Source organism: Actinoplanes xinjiangensis (assembly GCF_003148685.1).
In the GTDB taxonomy this organism is placed as follows: Bacteria; Actinomycetota; Actinomycetes; order Mycobacteriales; family Micromonosporaceae; genus Actinoplanes; species Actinoplanes xinjiangensis.
Window position 1 is genome coordinate 148,656 of the sequence record NZ_QGGR01000001.1, and the last position, 14,810, is coordinate 163,465.

Genomic DNA, 14,810 nt, shown 5'->3' on the forward strand with positions numbered 1-14,810 from the left:
GCCACCCCATCATCCCCCCTCGCACAGGAGCGCCATGACTCGCGTAAGGACAGTCGCCTACGCCACATCGGGCCTGGTCATCGCCGGTACATCCGTGATCTACGGACTGCTCCCGGCCAGTGCCGCCACCGTCGGCCCGATCAAGGGCCTGGGCGGGAGGTGCATCGACGTCGCGGGCGCGGCGACCACCAACGGCACCGCGATCCAGCTCTACGACTGCAACAGCAGCGCCGCACAGCAGTGGACCGTGGGCAACGCCGACGGAACCCTCCGCGCGCTGGGCAGATGCCTGGACGTCACCGCGGCGTCGACCGCCAGTGGTGCCAAGATCCAGCTGTACGACTGCAACGCCACCGGCGCCCAGAAGTGGACCTTCACCAACGGCACCCTCGTCAACACCGGCTCCGGCAAGTGCCTCGACGCCACCGGCAACAGCAGCGCCAACGGCACCCGGCTACAGATCTGGACCTGTGCCGCCACGGCGAACCAGACCTGGACCCTGCCCGGCACGTCGACGCCACCCGCCAGCACGCCGCCCTCCGCCGGCAGGAACCTCGACGACCCGGCGAAGAAGGACGTCGCCATGCAGATCGTCTCGGCCGCGGAGAACTCGTCGCTCGACTGGCGGGCCCAGTTCTCCTACATCGAGGACATCAACGACGGCCGCGGCTACACCGCCGGCATCATCGGCTTCTGCTCGGGCACCGGCGACATGCTCGAACTCGTCGAGGCCTACACCGCCACCAAACCGTCGAACGTGCTGGCCAAGTACCTGCCGGCCCTGCGCAGCGTGAACGGCACCTCGTCACACGCCGGACTCGACCCCGACTTCACCAGGGACTGGAGGACCGCGGCGGCCGACCCGGTGTTCCAGGCCGCGCAGGAATCCGAACGGGACCGGGTCTACTTCAACCCGTCGGTCCGCGACGGCAAATCCGACGGGGTACGCGCGCTCGGGCAGTTCGCCTACTACGACGCGTCGGTGGTGCACGGCTACGAGGGGATGCGGTCCATCCGTACCCGGGCCCTGAAGAAGGCGAAGCCGCCCGCGCAGGGCGGTGACGAGCGCACCTGGCTCCACGCGTTCCTGGACGAGCGGGTCGTCGAGATGAAGAAGGAGGCGGCCCATGACGACGTCACCCGGATCGACACCGCCCAGCGGGTCTTCCTGAACAACGGCAACCTCGACCTGAACACGCCGCTGGACTTCCGCGTCTACGGCGACCCGTTCCACATCGGGTGACCCCACGCCGGGGCCCCTGACCCCCTCGGGGCCCTGGCGTGTTCCGGAACCACAACCCATTGACCGCCGTCATCCGCGACGGTGAAGATCCCTTCCTATCGCGCGACAACCGAAGGGCCCCCCATGCGCCGTCTCGCCCGGGCCGGAGCCGCAACCGGCTTCACCGTGCTCCTCCTCGCGGCCACCGCCGCGCCCGCCTTCGCCGACCCACCCCGCAACCTCCCGCAGAACGCCGGCGGGTACGAACAGTCCTTCTCCCCCGCCTTCGACTACGACGGCGACGGCTGTTACGCCACGGCGGCCATCGGCCCCGACGGCACGATCGCGCCCGGCCTCAAGACCACCGGAGCGGTCAACGGCAGCTGCCGCGACCAGTCCGACCTCGACAACTCCCAGACGTACGCCCGGTCCAAGTGCAACAACGGCTGGTGTGCGATCGTCTACGCCGGCTACTTCGAGAAGGACCAGGCCGTCGCCGGCAGCGGCCTGGGCGGGCACCGGCACGACTGGGAACACGTCATCTCCTGGGTCAACCAGGCCACCGACCAGGTCGACTACGTCAGCACCACCCAGCACAGCTCACAGAAGACCTACCCCCGCTCGCAGGTGCGCTTCGACGGCAGCCACCCGAAGATCGTCTACCACAAGGACGGCCTGTCCACCCACTTCTTCCGGCTCGCCAACAGCAACGACGAGCCGCCGGAGAACCACTACCACAACTGGCGCTACCCGCCCCTGGTCGACTGGAACGGCTACCCCACCGTCGCCCTGCGCGACAGACTGATGACCGCCGACTTCGGCTCGGCCACCATCAAGATCAAGGACGGCTCGTTCGAGTACCTGCTGAACGCCGCCAAGCCCGCCGGGATCCCCTTCGACCCGTACGCGTGACACCCGCCCCGGGCGGGGGCCGCACCCGACCCCGCCCGGCGCCCCGGACCCCGCCGCCAGCCGCACCGCGAACGGCGGTGGGCGCTCCGTGCTCGCCCTCTGCCGCACCCGCCGCAGCGGAAGCCATCGAGCATCATGGGCCCGTGAAGTATCTGGAGCCGGGATCACCACTGATGGCGCTGAAGTGGATGACCGCGTTGGAGCAGTGTCTCGGATGGGTCCGGCGTGACGGACGGCTGCGGATCCGGTGGGTACGCGTCGATCCACGTCCCGAAGCGCTGACCGTCCCCGGCATCCTGGTGACCAGTCACGAAGCCGATCTGGTCGGGGCTCCCCGGCTGCTCAGGCGTCTCGGCGCGACCGAGCTCGATCCCGATGCCGCCCTCCCGCCGGACTTCATCATCCCGGACGAATCCGAGGCTCTACTGACCGCCGAACGCGAGACCGGCGCCCGGCGGGACCGCTGGGTGAACGAGGCAGTCGAGGGCTGGGCCATCCTGCGCGAGTTACGCGGCCACCCCTGACCCGCTTCCGGGTGATCACCGAGGGTCGGGCGATCCGGCGGCGATTCGTAGCGCGGTCGCCAGCCAGTGGAGGTCTTCGGTGGCGTCCGGTGCGCTGCGCTGGCCGCGTACCCGGGCGACGAGCAGGCGGTACCGTTCGGCACCCGCGTCGATGCCCGCCTCCAGGGACCGGAGAACGGCGGCCGGATCAGCGTCGCCGAACATGCCGGCAACCAGATCGGCCGCCACGGGCCCGGTGGGATCGACTCCGTCCCGCCTGGCCTTCGCGACGGTCTCGACGATCTGCCTGGCCCACCAGATGCCCGCGCCGGGCGGCCGCGTCCGGCCCGGTACCGGGGTGTTCAGTTCCATGAAGGCGCGCATCCGGTCGCGGAAACCCGGATCCTGCACCAGCTCGGCCAGCTCGATCCAGGCGTCCACCTGCTCGGGGGCCGGATCGTCGGGAAGTTCGATCCGCAGGGCACGGATCTTGTCCCGCTGACCGGGATCGATGTCGAGGCGGCCGAACACGTCCTCCTTGAAATCGTCGATGATCTGCATACGTTCGGCGGCGGAAAGCCGCGCCAATCGGTTCATCAGTGCCGTCTCCTCAGCGGTGGAACCACGTTTCGATACGGTGGACAACACGGCCCGGCTGACCTTGAGCGCCCGGATCTGCGTGTCGAGAGCGGCCACATGCGCCGCGGCGACCTCGGCCACCGTGGCCGATCCGTCGAGCACCCGGCACACGTCACCAAGCGCGAGACCCAGCTCCCGCAAGGTGCGGACCAGTTCGACCCGGGCCACGCCCGCGGCGTCGTAGAGCCGGTAGCCACCCGCCGAACGGCCCGCCGTCGGAACGGCGCCCTCGTCCGACCAGAAACGCAGGGTGCGCACGGGAAGCCCGGTGCGGCGCGCCAGCCGGCCGATGGTCAGCAGTTCGATCTCGTCGTCCATGGGTGAATCCTCGACACTCCAGGCACTGGAGAGTCAAGACCGAATCCACCGTTCATGTTGATCTTCCCCACCGGCGGGACAAGCAGTGATCCCGCACTGGCGGGACAAGCATTGGTCTTCCGCCGGTGACTGGGAGGAGCACAGCACGGTCGGCCGGACGGGATTCGGTGACCGAGTCACGTGCCTAGCGCTGAACGCTCTGGCGATCGGAACCGGCGGCGATGGGAGCACACAATCAGCGATCGTGTGCTCCCATCGCCGCCCACACCATGGTGAGCGCGCACGATCGGCCTTGGGTGAGCGCCCACCATCGTCATAACGACGGCAGAGGCACACGATCGGACGTTGTGTGCTTCCATCGCCGCCGTCGCCCGGGCCGGCGCCCCGCAACTTGTCGCCGTGGCCACTGGCCCGTGCCCCCGTGACCCGTGACTGCTGGCCCGTGGCTGGTGCCCCCTGCCCGCTGGCCCGTGGCGCGTGGCAAGCCACTGGCGCGTGGCCGGCCGCTGGCCCGTGGCGCGTGGCCGGCCGCTGGCCGATAACCCGGTCGCCCGTAACCGCTGGCCCGTCGCCGATGACCCGTCGCCCGTGGTCCGTGGTCCGTGGTCCGTGGCCGGTGAGGTCCTGGATTTGAGGTGGGGTCGGGTGGGGTGCCGGTTAGAACGTCTGGGTTGCCGCCCAGGCGGCGGCGGTGGTCTCGCCAAGGGCCACGACCGCGGGGTCCGGGGCCGGGGCCGGGCCGGCGTAGGCGGAGGCGATGCCCATGGCGGTCGCCTCGCCGAGGTGTGGGGCCAGCATGCGGGCGTACTCGCCGGGTTCGATGGAGAGCCACCGGACCGGGCGGCCGACGGCCGCCGTAACGGCGGCGGCGAGTTCGGGGCCGGCGAGCAGGGCCGGCCCGGCGACGAGACGCGCGGACGCCGGGATGGCGGCGGCGAGGAGGTCGGCGATCACGGTGGCCAGGTCGGCGGCGGCGGACCACGGGACCGGGGTTTCGGCCGGGATCGGGTAGCGCAGTTCGCCCCGGTCGCGGATCAGCGGGCCGGACCAGGGCGCGACGAGGTTCTCCAGGTAGGGGCCGGCCGGACCGACGACCGAGGCGTGCTCGACGACGCCGGGCAGGGCGGCGGCGAGACGGGCGCGGGCGTCGACGAACGGGACACCGATCGGCTCCGCCGGGGGCAGGCCGCCGGCGGTGTTGAAGACGGCCCGCGGTACGCCGGCCTTGGCGAGGGCGGTCAGGACCGTTTCGGCCTGGCGTACGGCGTCGTCGTCGAAGTTGATCGGCAGTTGGACGACGACGGCGGCGGCACCGGAGTAGGCGGCGGTGAGTGCGTCGACGTCGAGCAGGTCGGCGGCGACGGGCTGTACGGCCGGGTCGGTGACGGGCTGCGGGCGGCGGGCGACGGCGCGGACGTGGTGGCCGGCGGTGAGCAGGCCGCGGAGGATGGCACGGCCCTGGGTTCCGGTGGCGCCGTGCAGGACGACGGTGGTCTCGGTCATGGTGGCGACCGTAGTTCCCGATGGATAGCAGTACCCAGAAAGTTATATTGTTTCCCGATGGGAACCATTGGCTCTGAGCAGTGCAAATCCGGTTGCGGTGTGGAGCGCACCCTCCAGGTTCTCGACGGCAAGTGGGCGACGCTAGTGGTGCGGGAGCTGATGCCCGGCCCGAAGCGGTTCACCGAGTTGCGCAGCGTCCTGGGCATGCCGAGCGCGAAGACGCTGACCGACCGGCTGCGGGCGCTGGAGCATCAGGGCATCCTGACCCGCACCGTGCACGCCGAGGTTCCGCCGCGGGTCGTCTACGAGCTGACCGGGCAGGGTCGCAGCCTCAACAGTGTGCTCATGGCGATGCTGGCCTGGGGTGAGGAGAATCCGGCGCCGGTAGCCGTACGGTGAAGGTGCTTCCCCTGCCGTGCGTGCTGATCACCGTGATGTCGCCGCCATGGGCCTGGGCCAGTTTCCGGGCGATCGACAGGCCGAGGCCGCTGCCGCCGGTGGCCCGCGCGCGGGCCCGGTCGGCCCGCCAGAATCGGTCGAAGACGTGCGGCAGGTCGTCCGCCGCGATGCCCTCGCCGGTGTCGGCGACGTCGATCACCAGGTCGTCGCCCTCGACGGCGGCGCGGACCTCGACGCGGCCGTCGGCGGGGGTGTGCCGCCAGGCGTTGGTCAGCAGATTACCGACGATCTGCCGGAACCGGATCGGGTCGACGACCGCCCACAGGTCACCGCCGACGGTCAGCCCGGTGCCCCGGTGCGCCTCACACACCTGCGCCAGCAGGTCGCCCACCGCATGCTCACCCAGGTTGAGGGCCAGCGTGCCGGCGTCGGCCTCGGCGAGGTCGGCCAGATCGTCGACGATGTGCTGGAGCAGTCCGGCCTCCTCCAGCAGCAGCCGGATCAGGTCCTGGTCCAGGTCGGCGAGGCCGTCCTGCCCGGCGGTGAGCCAGTTGCGGATGTTGGTGAGCGGGCTGCGCAGTTCGTGGGCGATGTCGTCGACCATCGTGCGGCGCTGGCGCTCACTGTGTTCGCTGCGGTCGGCCAGCGCGTTGAAGGCGGCCGCGAGCCGGCCGATCTCGTCGTTGCGGGCGATCCGGACCGGCGCCGGACGGCTGGCCGCACCGTCGACGGCGGCGGTCAGCGCCCGTAACGGCCGGACCAGCCACATCCCCACCACGAGGGTCACGGTGATCGCCGCGACCAGGACGGACGCGGTGACGACGGCGATCCGCCCGGTGCTTTCCGGCGACAGGTCGAACACCGGCACCGGCGGCCGGGCGGGACTGGTCAGATACAGGCGGGCCGGTTCGGCGACGTACCGTCGTAGTTGCTCGCGGCGCCCCCGGTCCACGCAGTCCTGGATGGCCTGGCTGTTGCCGACGTTCGTCGGATCGCGGTGGATCGGCGTGAAATCGGTGGTGTAGAAGGAGACCTCGGTCAGCAGGTGGCCCTTCAGGCAGCCGGTGACCCGCGTCTGCAAGTGGTCCAGTGCGGCCCGCTCGCCGGCGCTCGGCTCGTCCTCCCGGAAATTGCAGTCCGCGCGTTGACGGGGACTGCCGGCGGCCAGTCGCACCACCAGCCGGCCGGCCGGCGTCTCCTCGATCGTCGCGGCGACACCCTGGTCCCGCAGGCACCGCAGCCGCTTACCGGCACGGGCGTGCTGCCGGGCCTGGTCACGCCCGCTGATCCGGTACGGTCCGACGGCCCGCGGATCGATCGCCGCGCCGAGCGGGTCCAGTACCGCGTCGGCCCGCGCCGACACCGGCACCCCCGGATCGCTGGCCGCGATCACCGTGCCCCCCACGGTGGTGAGGGTGATCTGCCGCCCGCTCTCCGCGGCCAGCCGGCGCACCAGCGGCTCCACCCCGGTCCAGCGGGGATGCTCGGCGGCGTAGCCGAGCAGCGCGTCGTGGATCAGCGAGTCGCCGGCCAGCGAATGGCTCTGCTCCTGCTGCACGGCGCGGGTCGCGGTCTTCGCGGCCAGCCAGGCGGCCGCGCCGACGGACAACACCACGATCAACACCGAGGTGCCGAGCAGTCGTACGACCAGACTGCGGCTCATCCGCCCGCACCGCCGATCAGTTTGTAGCCCACCCCGTGGACGGTGAGCAGGTGTTCCGGGCGGCGCGGGTCACGTTCCAGCTTGCGGCGCAGGTTCACCACGTGCATGTCGATGCCCCGGTCGGTGGCGTTACGGTCCTGGCCACTGATCCGCTCGACCAGCTGGCGGCGGCTGAACACCCGGCCGGGCTCGGCGGCCAGCACCGCGAGGACCGCGAACTCGCCGCGGGTGCACGGGATCTCGGTGCCGTCGAGCCGTACCGTATGGCCTGCCGGGTCCACGACGATCCCGCCGACGGTGAGCCCCGTCTCCACCGGCGGCCGGGCCGCCGCGCGGCGCAGCAGCGACCGCACCCGGGCGACCAGCTCGCGGGGGTCGTAGGGCTTGGTCAGGTAGTCGTCGGCGCCGATCTCCAGGCCCAGCACCCGGTCGTCGGCGCTGGACCGGGCGGTCAGCATCAGGATCGGCAGGTCGTGGTCGACCCGCAGCACGCGGCACACGTCCCGGCCGTCGATCTCCGGCATCAGGACGTCCAGCACGAGCAGGTCGGGGACCCGCTGCCGGATCGCGGCGATCGCGGCGCGGCCGTCCCCGACCACCACCGGATCCCAGCCGGCCGCCTGGAGGTAGCGGCGGACGATCTCGGCCTGCCGAGGGTCGTCCTCGGCGATCAGGATTCGCTCGGGCACCGCACGACTGTAGGCCGCCGGTGACAGGCGCCCGGAGAATCTGACAATCCCTCGACAAGTCCCTGACGTCACGGCGACGAGTCCCCGGCACGGTGGGTCGACATGTGGCAAGTGAAACGACGGGACATCCGATGAGGCGGCGCGGCGTGCTGACGCTGCTGGCCGCGATGGCGGCGGCCGGCGCCGGGGGTGGAATCGCGGCGACCCGGTGGGCGGCCGGCGGCGGCACCCCCGAGCCGGCCCGCGCGACGGGCGGGGCGGTGGCGACGGTGGCCGTCGAACGCACCGACCTGTCCACCGCCCGGACCATGCCCGGCACCCTCGGCTACGGCACACCGCGCACGGTCCGGGGCGCCGGTGGCACCGTGACCTGGCTGCCGTCGGCCGGTACGACGGTGACCCGCGGGCAGCCGCTCTACCGCAACGACGACCAGCCGGTCCTGCTGCTGTACGGGACGACGCCGATGTTCCGGCCGATCGACGGCGCCGGGCTGACCGGCCGGGACGTCCGCGTGATCGTGGACAACCTGCGGGCGCTCGGCTACCCGGTCGGCGACCAGCCGCGCGGCATCCGCCCCGGCGACGGGGTGGTGACCACCGGTGTCGTCGCGGCCGTCAAGAAGTGGCAGCAGGACACCGGTGTCCCGGTGACCGGCACGATCACCCCGGTTCAGGTGGTGGTGCTGCCCGGTCCGGTCCGGATCGCCGAGATCACCACCGACCTCGGCGCGCCGGCCGGCGACGGTGTCGTGACCGTCACCGGCCGGCGCAAGGCGATCACCGTGCCGGTCCGCGCCGTCGAACTCGGCACCGTCAGGAAGGGCGACGCCGTCCAGGTCGAACTTCCCGGCGGCGCCACCACCACCGGCACCGTCGCCGCCGTCGACCGCGACGCGCGGCCCGCCGACGACTCCGAGGGCGGGGAGGCACTGGTCGACGTCACCGTCACGGTCAAGAACACCGCCGCGGTCAAGAAGCTGGACTCCGCCCCGGTGCAGGTGTCATTCACCGGCGAGACCCGTGCGAACGTCCTCGCGGTGCCGGTCGCGGCGCTGCTCGCCCTTCGCGAGGGCGGCCACGCCGTCCAGATCGCGGGCGGGCCACTGGTCGCCGTCGAGACCGGCATGTTCGCCATGGGCATGGTCGAGATCAGCGGCGACGGCCTCACCGAGGGCGTCCGGGTGGTGACCGTCTCGTGACCACGCCCGTTCTGGCCGTGCACGAGGCCGGCATGGTCTACGGCACGGTGACCGCCCTGGACCGGGTCTCGCTGACCGTGGCTCCCGGGGAACTGCTCGCCATCGTCGGCGCTTCCGGGTCCGGCAAGTCCACCCTGCTCAACATCATGGGCACCCTGGACCGGCCGACCAGCGGCACCGTCACCGTCCGCGGCCACGACGTGCGCCGGCTGTCCGACCGGCGGCTGTCCGCACTGCGGGCCCGGCACCTGGGGTTCGTCTTCCAGCAGTTCCACCTCCCCGACGGCGTCACCGCCACCGACAACGTCGCCACCGGGCTGCTCTACGCGGGTGTGCCCCGCCGCCGGCGCCGTGCCGTGGCCCGGGAGGCGCTCGACCGCGTCGGCCTCGCCCATCGTCTCGACCACCGGCCGCATCAGCTCTCCGGCGGCGAACGACAGCGCGTCGCCATCGCCCGCGCGCTGGCCACCGGCCCCGACCTGCTGCTGGCCGACGAACCCACCGGCGCGCTCGACACCGCCACCGGCCGGGCCGTGCTCGACCTGCTCGTCCGGCTCAACACCGACGGCACCACGATCGCCGTGATCACCCACGACCGGGACATCGCGGCCGCCCTGCCCCGCCGCGTCGAACTCCGCGACGGCCGGATCGTGGCCGACACCAGGCACACGACCGTCACCGCCACCGGGCGGGCGATCGTCGCCGGAACATCGCGCGCCGTCGCCCCCGACACGAGCCGCTCATGAGAGGCACACGCCTGTCCCCCGCCGACATCGTTGCCCTCGGTCTGGTCGGTCTCCGGGTCCGCCGGGCCCGCGCGGTCCTGTCCGCGCTCGGCATCGCCATCGGCATCGCCACCATGGTCGTGGTCATGGGCATCCCGGCCGCCAGCGAGCAGGCCCTGATGCGCGACCTGCAACGGCTCGGCACCGACCTGCTCCAGGCCAGCGCCCTGCCCGACCAGCAGCCACCGGTCGCGTTCGACGAACACGCCACCGGCATGACCCGGCGGATCGGCCCGGTGACCGGCGCCTCCGCCATGGCCAACACGCACGCCACGATCGCCCGCAACGAACGCGCCGACAACGCCGCCGCGACCACTGTCCTGGCCACCGAACCCGGCATCCTCGACCTGCTCGACGGCACGGTCCGCAGCGGCCGCTGGTTCGACGCCACCACCGAACGGTTCCCGGCGGTCGTCCTCGGCGCCGAAGCCGCCGGCCGCCTCGGTATCGAGGACCCGGCCGGTGGCCCCCAGCTCTACATCGGCCGACGCTGGTTCACCGTCACCGGGATCCTCGACCCGGTCCCGCTAGCGCCCGAGATCGACCGGGCGGCCCTGATCGGCTGGCCGGCGGCGAAACAGCAGCTCGGCTTCGACGGCCGGCCGACCGTCATGTACGTCCGCAGCCACGACACCGCCGTCGAGACCGTCCGCGAGGTGCTGCCCGCCACCGTGCTCCCGCAGGCGCCCGGCATGGTCCGGGTCACCCGCCCCTCCGACGCGCTCGCCGCGAAACGGGCCTCCGAGACCACGTTCAGCGCCCTCTTCCTCGGCATGGCCGGGGTCGCCCTGCTCGTCGGCGGTATCGGCGTGGCCAACACCATGGTCATCTCGGTGCTGGAACGCCGGCGCGAGATCGGCCTGCGCCGTGCCCTCGGGGCGCACCGCGGTCAGATCCGCGCCCAGTTCCTCGCCGAATCGGTGGCGCTGTCGCTGCTGGGCGGCCTCACCGGCACCCTGCTCGGCGTCGCCGCCACCATCGCCTACGCGCTGCACCAGCAGTGGCCGCCGACCGTACCGGCCGCGGCCCTCGGCGCTGGCACCGGCGGTGCGCTGATCGTCGGTGTGCTCGCGGGCGTCTACCCCGCCATGCGGGCCGCACGCCTCACCCCCACCGAAGCACTGGCCTCCACCTGAGTTCCCTCTGACGAAAGGCAAATCCCCTCATGCGTACGCGACTCGCACTCACCCTGGCCACGCTGGTGCTGGCCGGCTGCTCCAGCCCGGCGAAGCAGGCCCCGCCCGAGGTCGCCACACTGGAGTCCCCCGGCAGCGCCCCTCCCTCCGCCGCGTCCCCGGCCGCGCCGGTGATCCGGCCCGACTCCACCGCCGCGGAGGTGTTCCGCATGCAGCAGCCGTGGTTCCGCTGCCTGAAGGGACACGACGTGCCGACCCGGGTGGTCGAGGGCGGGCTGCTCGATCTGGACGCCTCCGGCACGGTCAACGGGCGGATCCGGTCGGCGGAGCCGGACATGGAGAAGGCCTGCGGCGGTCTGCGGCCGGTGCTGGCGCCGGAACTCGACGAGGACCGCAACCCGTACTGGGCCGACGACGACGAGAACTACCACAAGTGCCTGGTCGAAGCCGGCTACGACTTCGTCAAGAAGGACGGCGAGTGGGTGCCCGGCCCCAGCTGGTACACCGACAGCAAGCCCCCGAACGAGAGTGTCGAACTGGGCTGCCAGGCCAAGGCCTTCGACGGCCGCAAGGGCTAACCGGCCAGGCTCTTGACGAACCGGGCCGAGGACGCGCAGATGTCGTCGTACCCGAGGAGCCGGTAGAACTCGTGGGTACGCGTCCGGTGCCGGCTGCTGGTGACCTCCATCTTCACGCAGCCGGCCGCCCGGGCCCGCTCCTCGACGGCGGTGACCAGCAGCCGGCCCACGCCCCGGCTGCGGTAGCGCTCGTCGACGACCAGCGCCAGCAGCCGCCCGAGCCGGCCGTCGATCTCCAGCATCGGCATCACGTGCAGCGCCGCGACACCGGCCAGGACACCGTCGTCGTCGGCGCCGAGGAGCCGGCTCGCCGGGTCGTCCAGCCACAGGTCGAGTCGCCGGTGCACCGCCGCCCCGGTCGTCGGATACCCCAGCTGGCCCAGCAGTCCGGCCAGCTGGGGCGCGTCCGTCAGCCGGATCGGCCGCAGCTGTAGATCCATACCGGGCATCCTGCCAAAGGCCCACCGGGTTCCCGGCATGCGCAACCGGATTGACGACGGTGAGCCGTGGCGAGGTATTCTGGCGGCCGGATTGACGTCGCTCGTCGATGGCCCGCGTGCGCCGCGAAGCACGTTCCGCATGATTCTCGAACGCCTGATTCCCGAACGCCTGATTCCCGAACGCCTGATTCCCGGACGCTGGAGCGCTGCCGCCCCTTCCCGGTGAAACCCGCGATCCGGGTCCGGACCCCGCAGGAGATCCGGTCGGCCCGCCGTCCACGCCGGCACCGGTGCTGGGGCCATCTCATCGCGGCGCCGCTGTGGCCGATGCACGGCTCCAATCTGGGTACTCTGCTGCGCACCTGCGACGCCGTCGGCGCCTGTCTCGCGGTGCCACCGTTCGGCTGGGTGGACGAAGCCCTCGCCCGGGGCAACACGCTGCGCCAGCCGGCCTGCGTGCATCGGGTCGGCAACCCACTGCGGTGGCTCGCCGCCGAACGGCAGGCGGGCGCGGCGGTCCTGGGGGTGGAACTCGCCGACGAGGCGGTCCGCCTCGGCGACCTGCCCGCGGCCCGGCGCCGGACCGTCATGGTCCTCGGGCACGAGGCCACCGGCATCCCACCGGAGGCGCTCGACCTGCTCGACGGCGCGGTGGAGATCCCGATGACCGGCACGGGCTCGAGCCTCAACGTCGCCGTCGCCGGCTCACTGGTGCTCTACCGGCTCGCCGGCCTGCTGTAGCCACCGCCTCGAGGCCACCACGGATCAGGACGGGCCGTGCCCGCCGAACTCGATCTCCACCAGGGGGCTCCCGGCGATCCAGCTCTCCAGGCTGCCGCCCCAGTCCAGGGCCGGCACGATCTCACCGAAGATGCGGGCCCGCTCCTCGGGGTCGGTCACCGGGCGTCCCCGTACCTCGAGATCCAGGTCGTGAAGGTGCAGGGTGAACGCGGGGTGCGCGACCACGTTGGCGTACCAGTCACGCGAACCGGGGCTGCCGGTCAGCCAGTACCGGCCGGCGGCCCGATAACGCCACGTCTCGATACGTCGCGGCTGCCCGCTCCGCCGCCCGATCGTGGTGATCTCCACGGTCCGCTGCCGATCCAGCGCCCGCCGCGCCTCGTCCGTCACCGTCATGGCCCCATCCTGGAACCTCAAGCGGAGTTCAGGTCAAGGACCGGGCCGCCGACGTCGTACCGCATGCCGGGGCACTCGTCCCTCCGACGGCAGGCGACTCGGCCGGGGCCCTGGGGATGATGTTCGATGGCACACTCGCGGCAGATCGATCCGCATCCGCAGGGAGAGTTCCTTGAGACGTGCACTGCTGCTCCTGCTCGTGCTCGTCGCCGGTGGTGGGTGGCTGATCGCCGGGGCGGGCGGTGACCTGCGCCGGGAGCACGTCACCTCGGCCGGGGTGCCGCTCGACGTGGTACATCCGGCCGCCGACGGCCGACGGCCGGGTGTCGTCGTCGCGCACGGCTTCTCCGGGTCCGCGAAGCTGATGGCCCCGTTCGGTGACACCCTGGCGGCCCGCGGCTACACGGTCGTTCTGCTCGACTTCTCCGGCCACGGCGCCACCACACACCCGCTGCCGGACCAGACCGCGAGCACCGACGCCTCGACACGGGCCCTGCAGTCCGACCTGACCGCCGCGGTGACCCGCCTACGTTCGCTGCCGGACGTCGACCCGGCCCGGATCGCGCTCGTCGGGCACTCGATGGGCGCCGGTGCCGTCACCCGGTACGCGGCCGCCCACCCCGACATCACCGCGACCGTGGCGATCTCCCTGCCGAACGCGGTCGTCGCCTCCGCCGAGCGCCCCGCGCGCCTGCTCACCGTGGTCGGCGCTCTGGAGTTCCCCGGCTTCCGGGAGGCCGCGACCACCGTCGCCGCCCAGCGCGCCGACCGGGAGCTCAAGGTCGTCGCCGGCGTCGAGCACATCACCGTCCTGTACGCCCCGGAGACCCATCGTGCGACCGTGGACTGGCTCGACCGGGCGCTCGGCGGCCCGTTCGACGACGACGCCGTCCCGTTCCCCGGCCGGCGCCTCGCCGGGGCCGCGCTGCTGGGGCTGGCCTTCCTGCTCGGCTTCTACCCGCTGGCCGCCCGGCTCGGCGAGCGACGGACGGCCCCGCCGAGGGCCCGCATCACCGTCACAGCGGTGGCCACCGGGGCGGCGGTGACGAGGGCCCGCATCACCGTCACGGCGGTGGCCACGGGGGCAGCGGTCGTCGGGGCGCTGACCGCCCGGCTCCTGCCCACCACCGCATTTCCGCTGGCGATCGGCGGATACGTCGCCGCCTATGCGGCCGTCACCGGGGTGTTGCTTCTGCTGTACGCGATCCGGCGCGGCCACCACACCCCGGAGAGACCCACCCACCCCCGGGTCCTGACGGTCGTCCCGTATGCGGTGGTCGCGATCGCCGTACCCGTGCATCTGGGGATGACCAACGCCCTGCCCGCCGGTGCCCGATGGTGGCTGCTGCCGATCATCTGGGCGGCCTTCGCCCTGCTGGCCTACGCCGCCGAGCGGGCCACCGGCGGGGACCCGGTCGCGCTGCTCGCCGTGGCCGCGGTATTCGTGACCGTCCTGGCCGCGGCGGCCCTCACCGGTCTCACCCACGGTTTCGTGGTCCTGGTCCTGGTGCCGCTGATCGGCCTGCTGCTCTGGCAGACACTGTGGAGCGTCTTCCTCAACCGCTTCGCCGTCCCCACCTGGGTGATCGCCCTGACCGGCTCGATCGTCGTGACCTGGCCCCTGGCAGTGACCCTGCCATTGACCGGCTGACCAACCGATCGGGCCGCCGCTGGCAACCCTGCCGCT

Annotated in this window: 17 protein-coding genes; 11 read left to right on the plus strand and 6 right to left on the minus strand. The window is 72.3% G+C overall.

The genetic code is table 11. The annotated features are described in order from the left end of the window. Nucleotides 1-34 precede the first annotated feature (34 nt). The 3 genes from BC793_RS52165 to BC793_RS00650 all read left to right on the plus strand — a co-directional run bounded on the left by BC793_RS52165 (nt 35) and on the right by BC793_RS00650 (nt 2,658). Nucleotides 35-1,243, plus strand: a complete 1,209-nt coding sequence (locus tag BC793_RS52165; protein WP_109588556.1) for a chitosanase — start codon at nt 35-37, stop codon at nt 1,241-1,243. Between the two features lie 123 nt (nt 1,244-1,366). Next, the gene (locus tag BC793_RS00645) at nt 1,367-2,134 is read left to right on the plus strand and encodes an NPP1 family protein (RefSeq protein ID WP_109588557.1); all 768 of its coding nucleotides are present in this window, start codon (nt 1,367-1,369) and stop codon (nt 2,132-2,134) included. 143 nt (nt 2,135-2,277) lie between these two features. Continuing rightward, nucleotides 2,278-2,658, plus strand: a complete 381-nt coding sequence (locus BC793_RS00650; RefSeq protein ID WP_109588558.1) for a hypothetical protein — start codon at nt 2,278-2,280, stop codon at nt 2,656-2,658. A 15-nt stretch (nt 2,659-2,673) separates the two neighbouring features. Here the strand turns inward: BC793_RS00650 and BC793_RS00655 are convergent, their stop codons facing one another. Next, entirely contained in the window at nt 2,674-3,594 is a 921-nt protein-coding gene (locus tag BC793_RS00655; protein WP_109588559.1) for a helix-turn-helix domain-containing protein, read from the minus strand. Between the two features lie 657 nt (nt 3,595-4,251). After that, entirely contained in the window at nt 4,252-5,097 is an 846-nt protein-coding gene (locus BC793_RS00660; RefSeq protein ID WP_109588560.1) for an NmrA family NAD(P)-binding protein, read from the minus strand. A 99-nt stretch (nt 5,098-5,196) separates the two neighbouring features. Here BC793_RS00660 and BC793_RS00665 point away from each other — a divergent pair, with 99 nt between their 5' ends. After that, the gene (locus BC793_RS00665) at nt 5,197-5,496 is read left to right on the plus strand and encodes a winged helix-turn-helix transcriptional regulator (RefSeq protein WP_249037367.1); all 300 of its coding nucleotides are present in this window, start codon (nt 5,197-5,199) and stop codon (nt 5,494-5,496) included. Here the strand turns inward: BC793_RS00665 and BC793_RS00670 are convergent. Then, nucleotides 5,441-7,159, minus strand: a complete 1,719-nt coding sequence (locus tag BC793_RS00670; protein ID WP_109588562.1) for a sensor histidine kinase — start codon at nt 7,157-7,159, stop codon at nt 5,441-5,443. The two genes, BC793_RS00665 and BC793_RS00670, sit on opposite strands and share 56 nt — an antisense overlap. Beyond that, nucleotides 7,156-7,848, minus strand: a complete 693-nt coding sequence (locus BC793_RS00675; protein ID WP_203896089.1) for a response regulator transcription factor — start codon at nt 7,846-7,848, stop codon at nt 7,156-7,158. The genes BC793_RS00670 and BC793_RS00675 overlap by 4 nt, the downstream gene beginning before the upstream one ends. A gap of 131 nt (nt 7,849-7,979) precedes the next feature. Between BC793_RS00675 and BC793_RS00680 the strand changes: the two genes are divergently transcribed. The 4 genes from BC793_RS00680 to BC793_RS00695 are packed head-to-tail and all read left to right on the plus strand — an operon-like array spanning nt 7,980 to nt 11,546. Then, on the plus strand, nt 7,980-9,047 hold the full coding sequence (locus BC793_RS00680) for a peptidoglycan-binding protein (protein ID WP_109588563.1): 1,068 nt from the start codon (nt 7,980-7,982) through the stop codon (nt 9,045-9,047). A 32-nt stretch (nt 9,048-9,079) separates the two neighbouring features. Beyond that, entirely contained in the window at nt 9,080-9,793 is a 714-nt protein-coding gene (locus BC793_RS00685; RefSeq protein WP_109589056.1) for an ABC transporter ATP-binding protein, read from the plus strand. Further along, complete coding sequence (locus BC793_RS00690; protein WP_109588564.1) at nt 9,790-10,968, plus strand: ABC transporter permease; 1,179 nt, start codon at nt 9,790-9,792, stop codon at nt 10,966-10,968. The genes BC793_RS00685 and BC793_RS00690 overlap by 4 nt, the downstream gene beginning before the upstream one ends. Before the next feature lie 29 nt (nt 10,969-10,997). Beyond that, on the plus strand, nt 10,998-11,546 hold the full coding sequence (locus BC793_RS00695) for a hypothetical protein (RefSeq protein ID WP_109588565.1): 549 nt from the start codon (nt 10,998-11,000) through the stop codon (nt 11,544-11,546). Here BC793_RS00695 and BC793_RS00700 read toward each other — a convergent pair. Then, nucleotides 11,543-11,986, minus strand: a complete 444-nt coding sequence (locus tag BC793_RS00700; RefSeq protein ID WP_109588566.1) for a GNAT family N-acetyltransferase — start codon at nt 11,984-11,986, stop codon at nt 11,543-11,545. The genes BC793_RS00695 and BC793_RS00700 overlap by 4 nt on opposite strands. A 37-nt stretch (nt 11,987-12,023) precedes the next feature. Here BC793_RS00700 and BC793_RS48665 point away from each other — a divergent pair, with 37 nt between their 5' ends. After that, nucleotides 12,024-12,212, plus strand: a complete 189-nt coding sequence (locus BC793_RS48665) for a hypothetical protein (RefSeq protein ID WP_146246147.1) — start codon at nt 12,024-12,026, stop codon at nt 12,210-12,212. Continuing rightward, on the plus strand, nt 12,209-12,727 hold the full coding sequence (locus BC793_RS00705) for a TrmH family RNA methyltransferase (protein ID WP_109588567.1): 519 nt from the start codon (nt 12,209-12,211) through the stop codon (nt 12,725-12,727). Before BC793_RS48665 ends, BC793_RS00705 begins: the two co-directional genes overlap by 4 nt. Nucleotides 12,728-12,751: 24 nt before the next feature. Here the strand turns inward: BC793_RS00705 and BC793_RS00710 are convergent, their stop codons facing one another. After that, nucleotides 12,752-13,123 carry a nitroreductase/quinone reductase family protein gene (locus BC793_RS00710; RefSeq protein ID WP_109588568.1) on the minus strand — a complete coding sequence of 124 codons (372 nt, stop codon included), beginning with the start codon at nt 13,121-13,123 and terminating at the stop codon, nt 12,752-12,754. A 172-nt stretch (nt 13,124-13,295) separates the two neighbouring features. On the opposite strand from BC793_RS00710, the gene BC793_RS00715 reads away from it, so the two are divergent. Then, nucleotides 13,296-14,774 (plus strand): dienelactone hydrolase family protein, encoded by a 1,479-nt coding sequence (locus BC793_RS00715; protein WP_158319171.1) that lies wholly within the window; start codon nt 13,296-13,298, stop codon nt 14,772-14,774. Nucleotides 14,775-14,810: the final 36 nt, after the last annotated feature.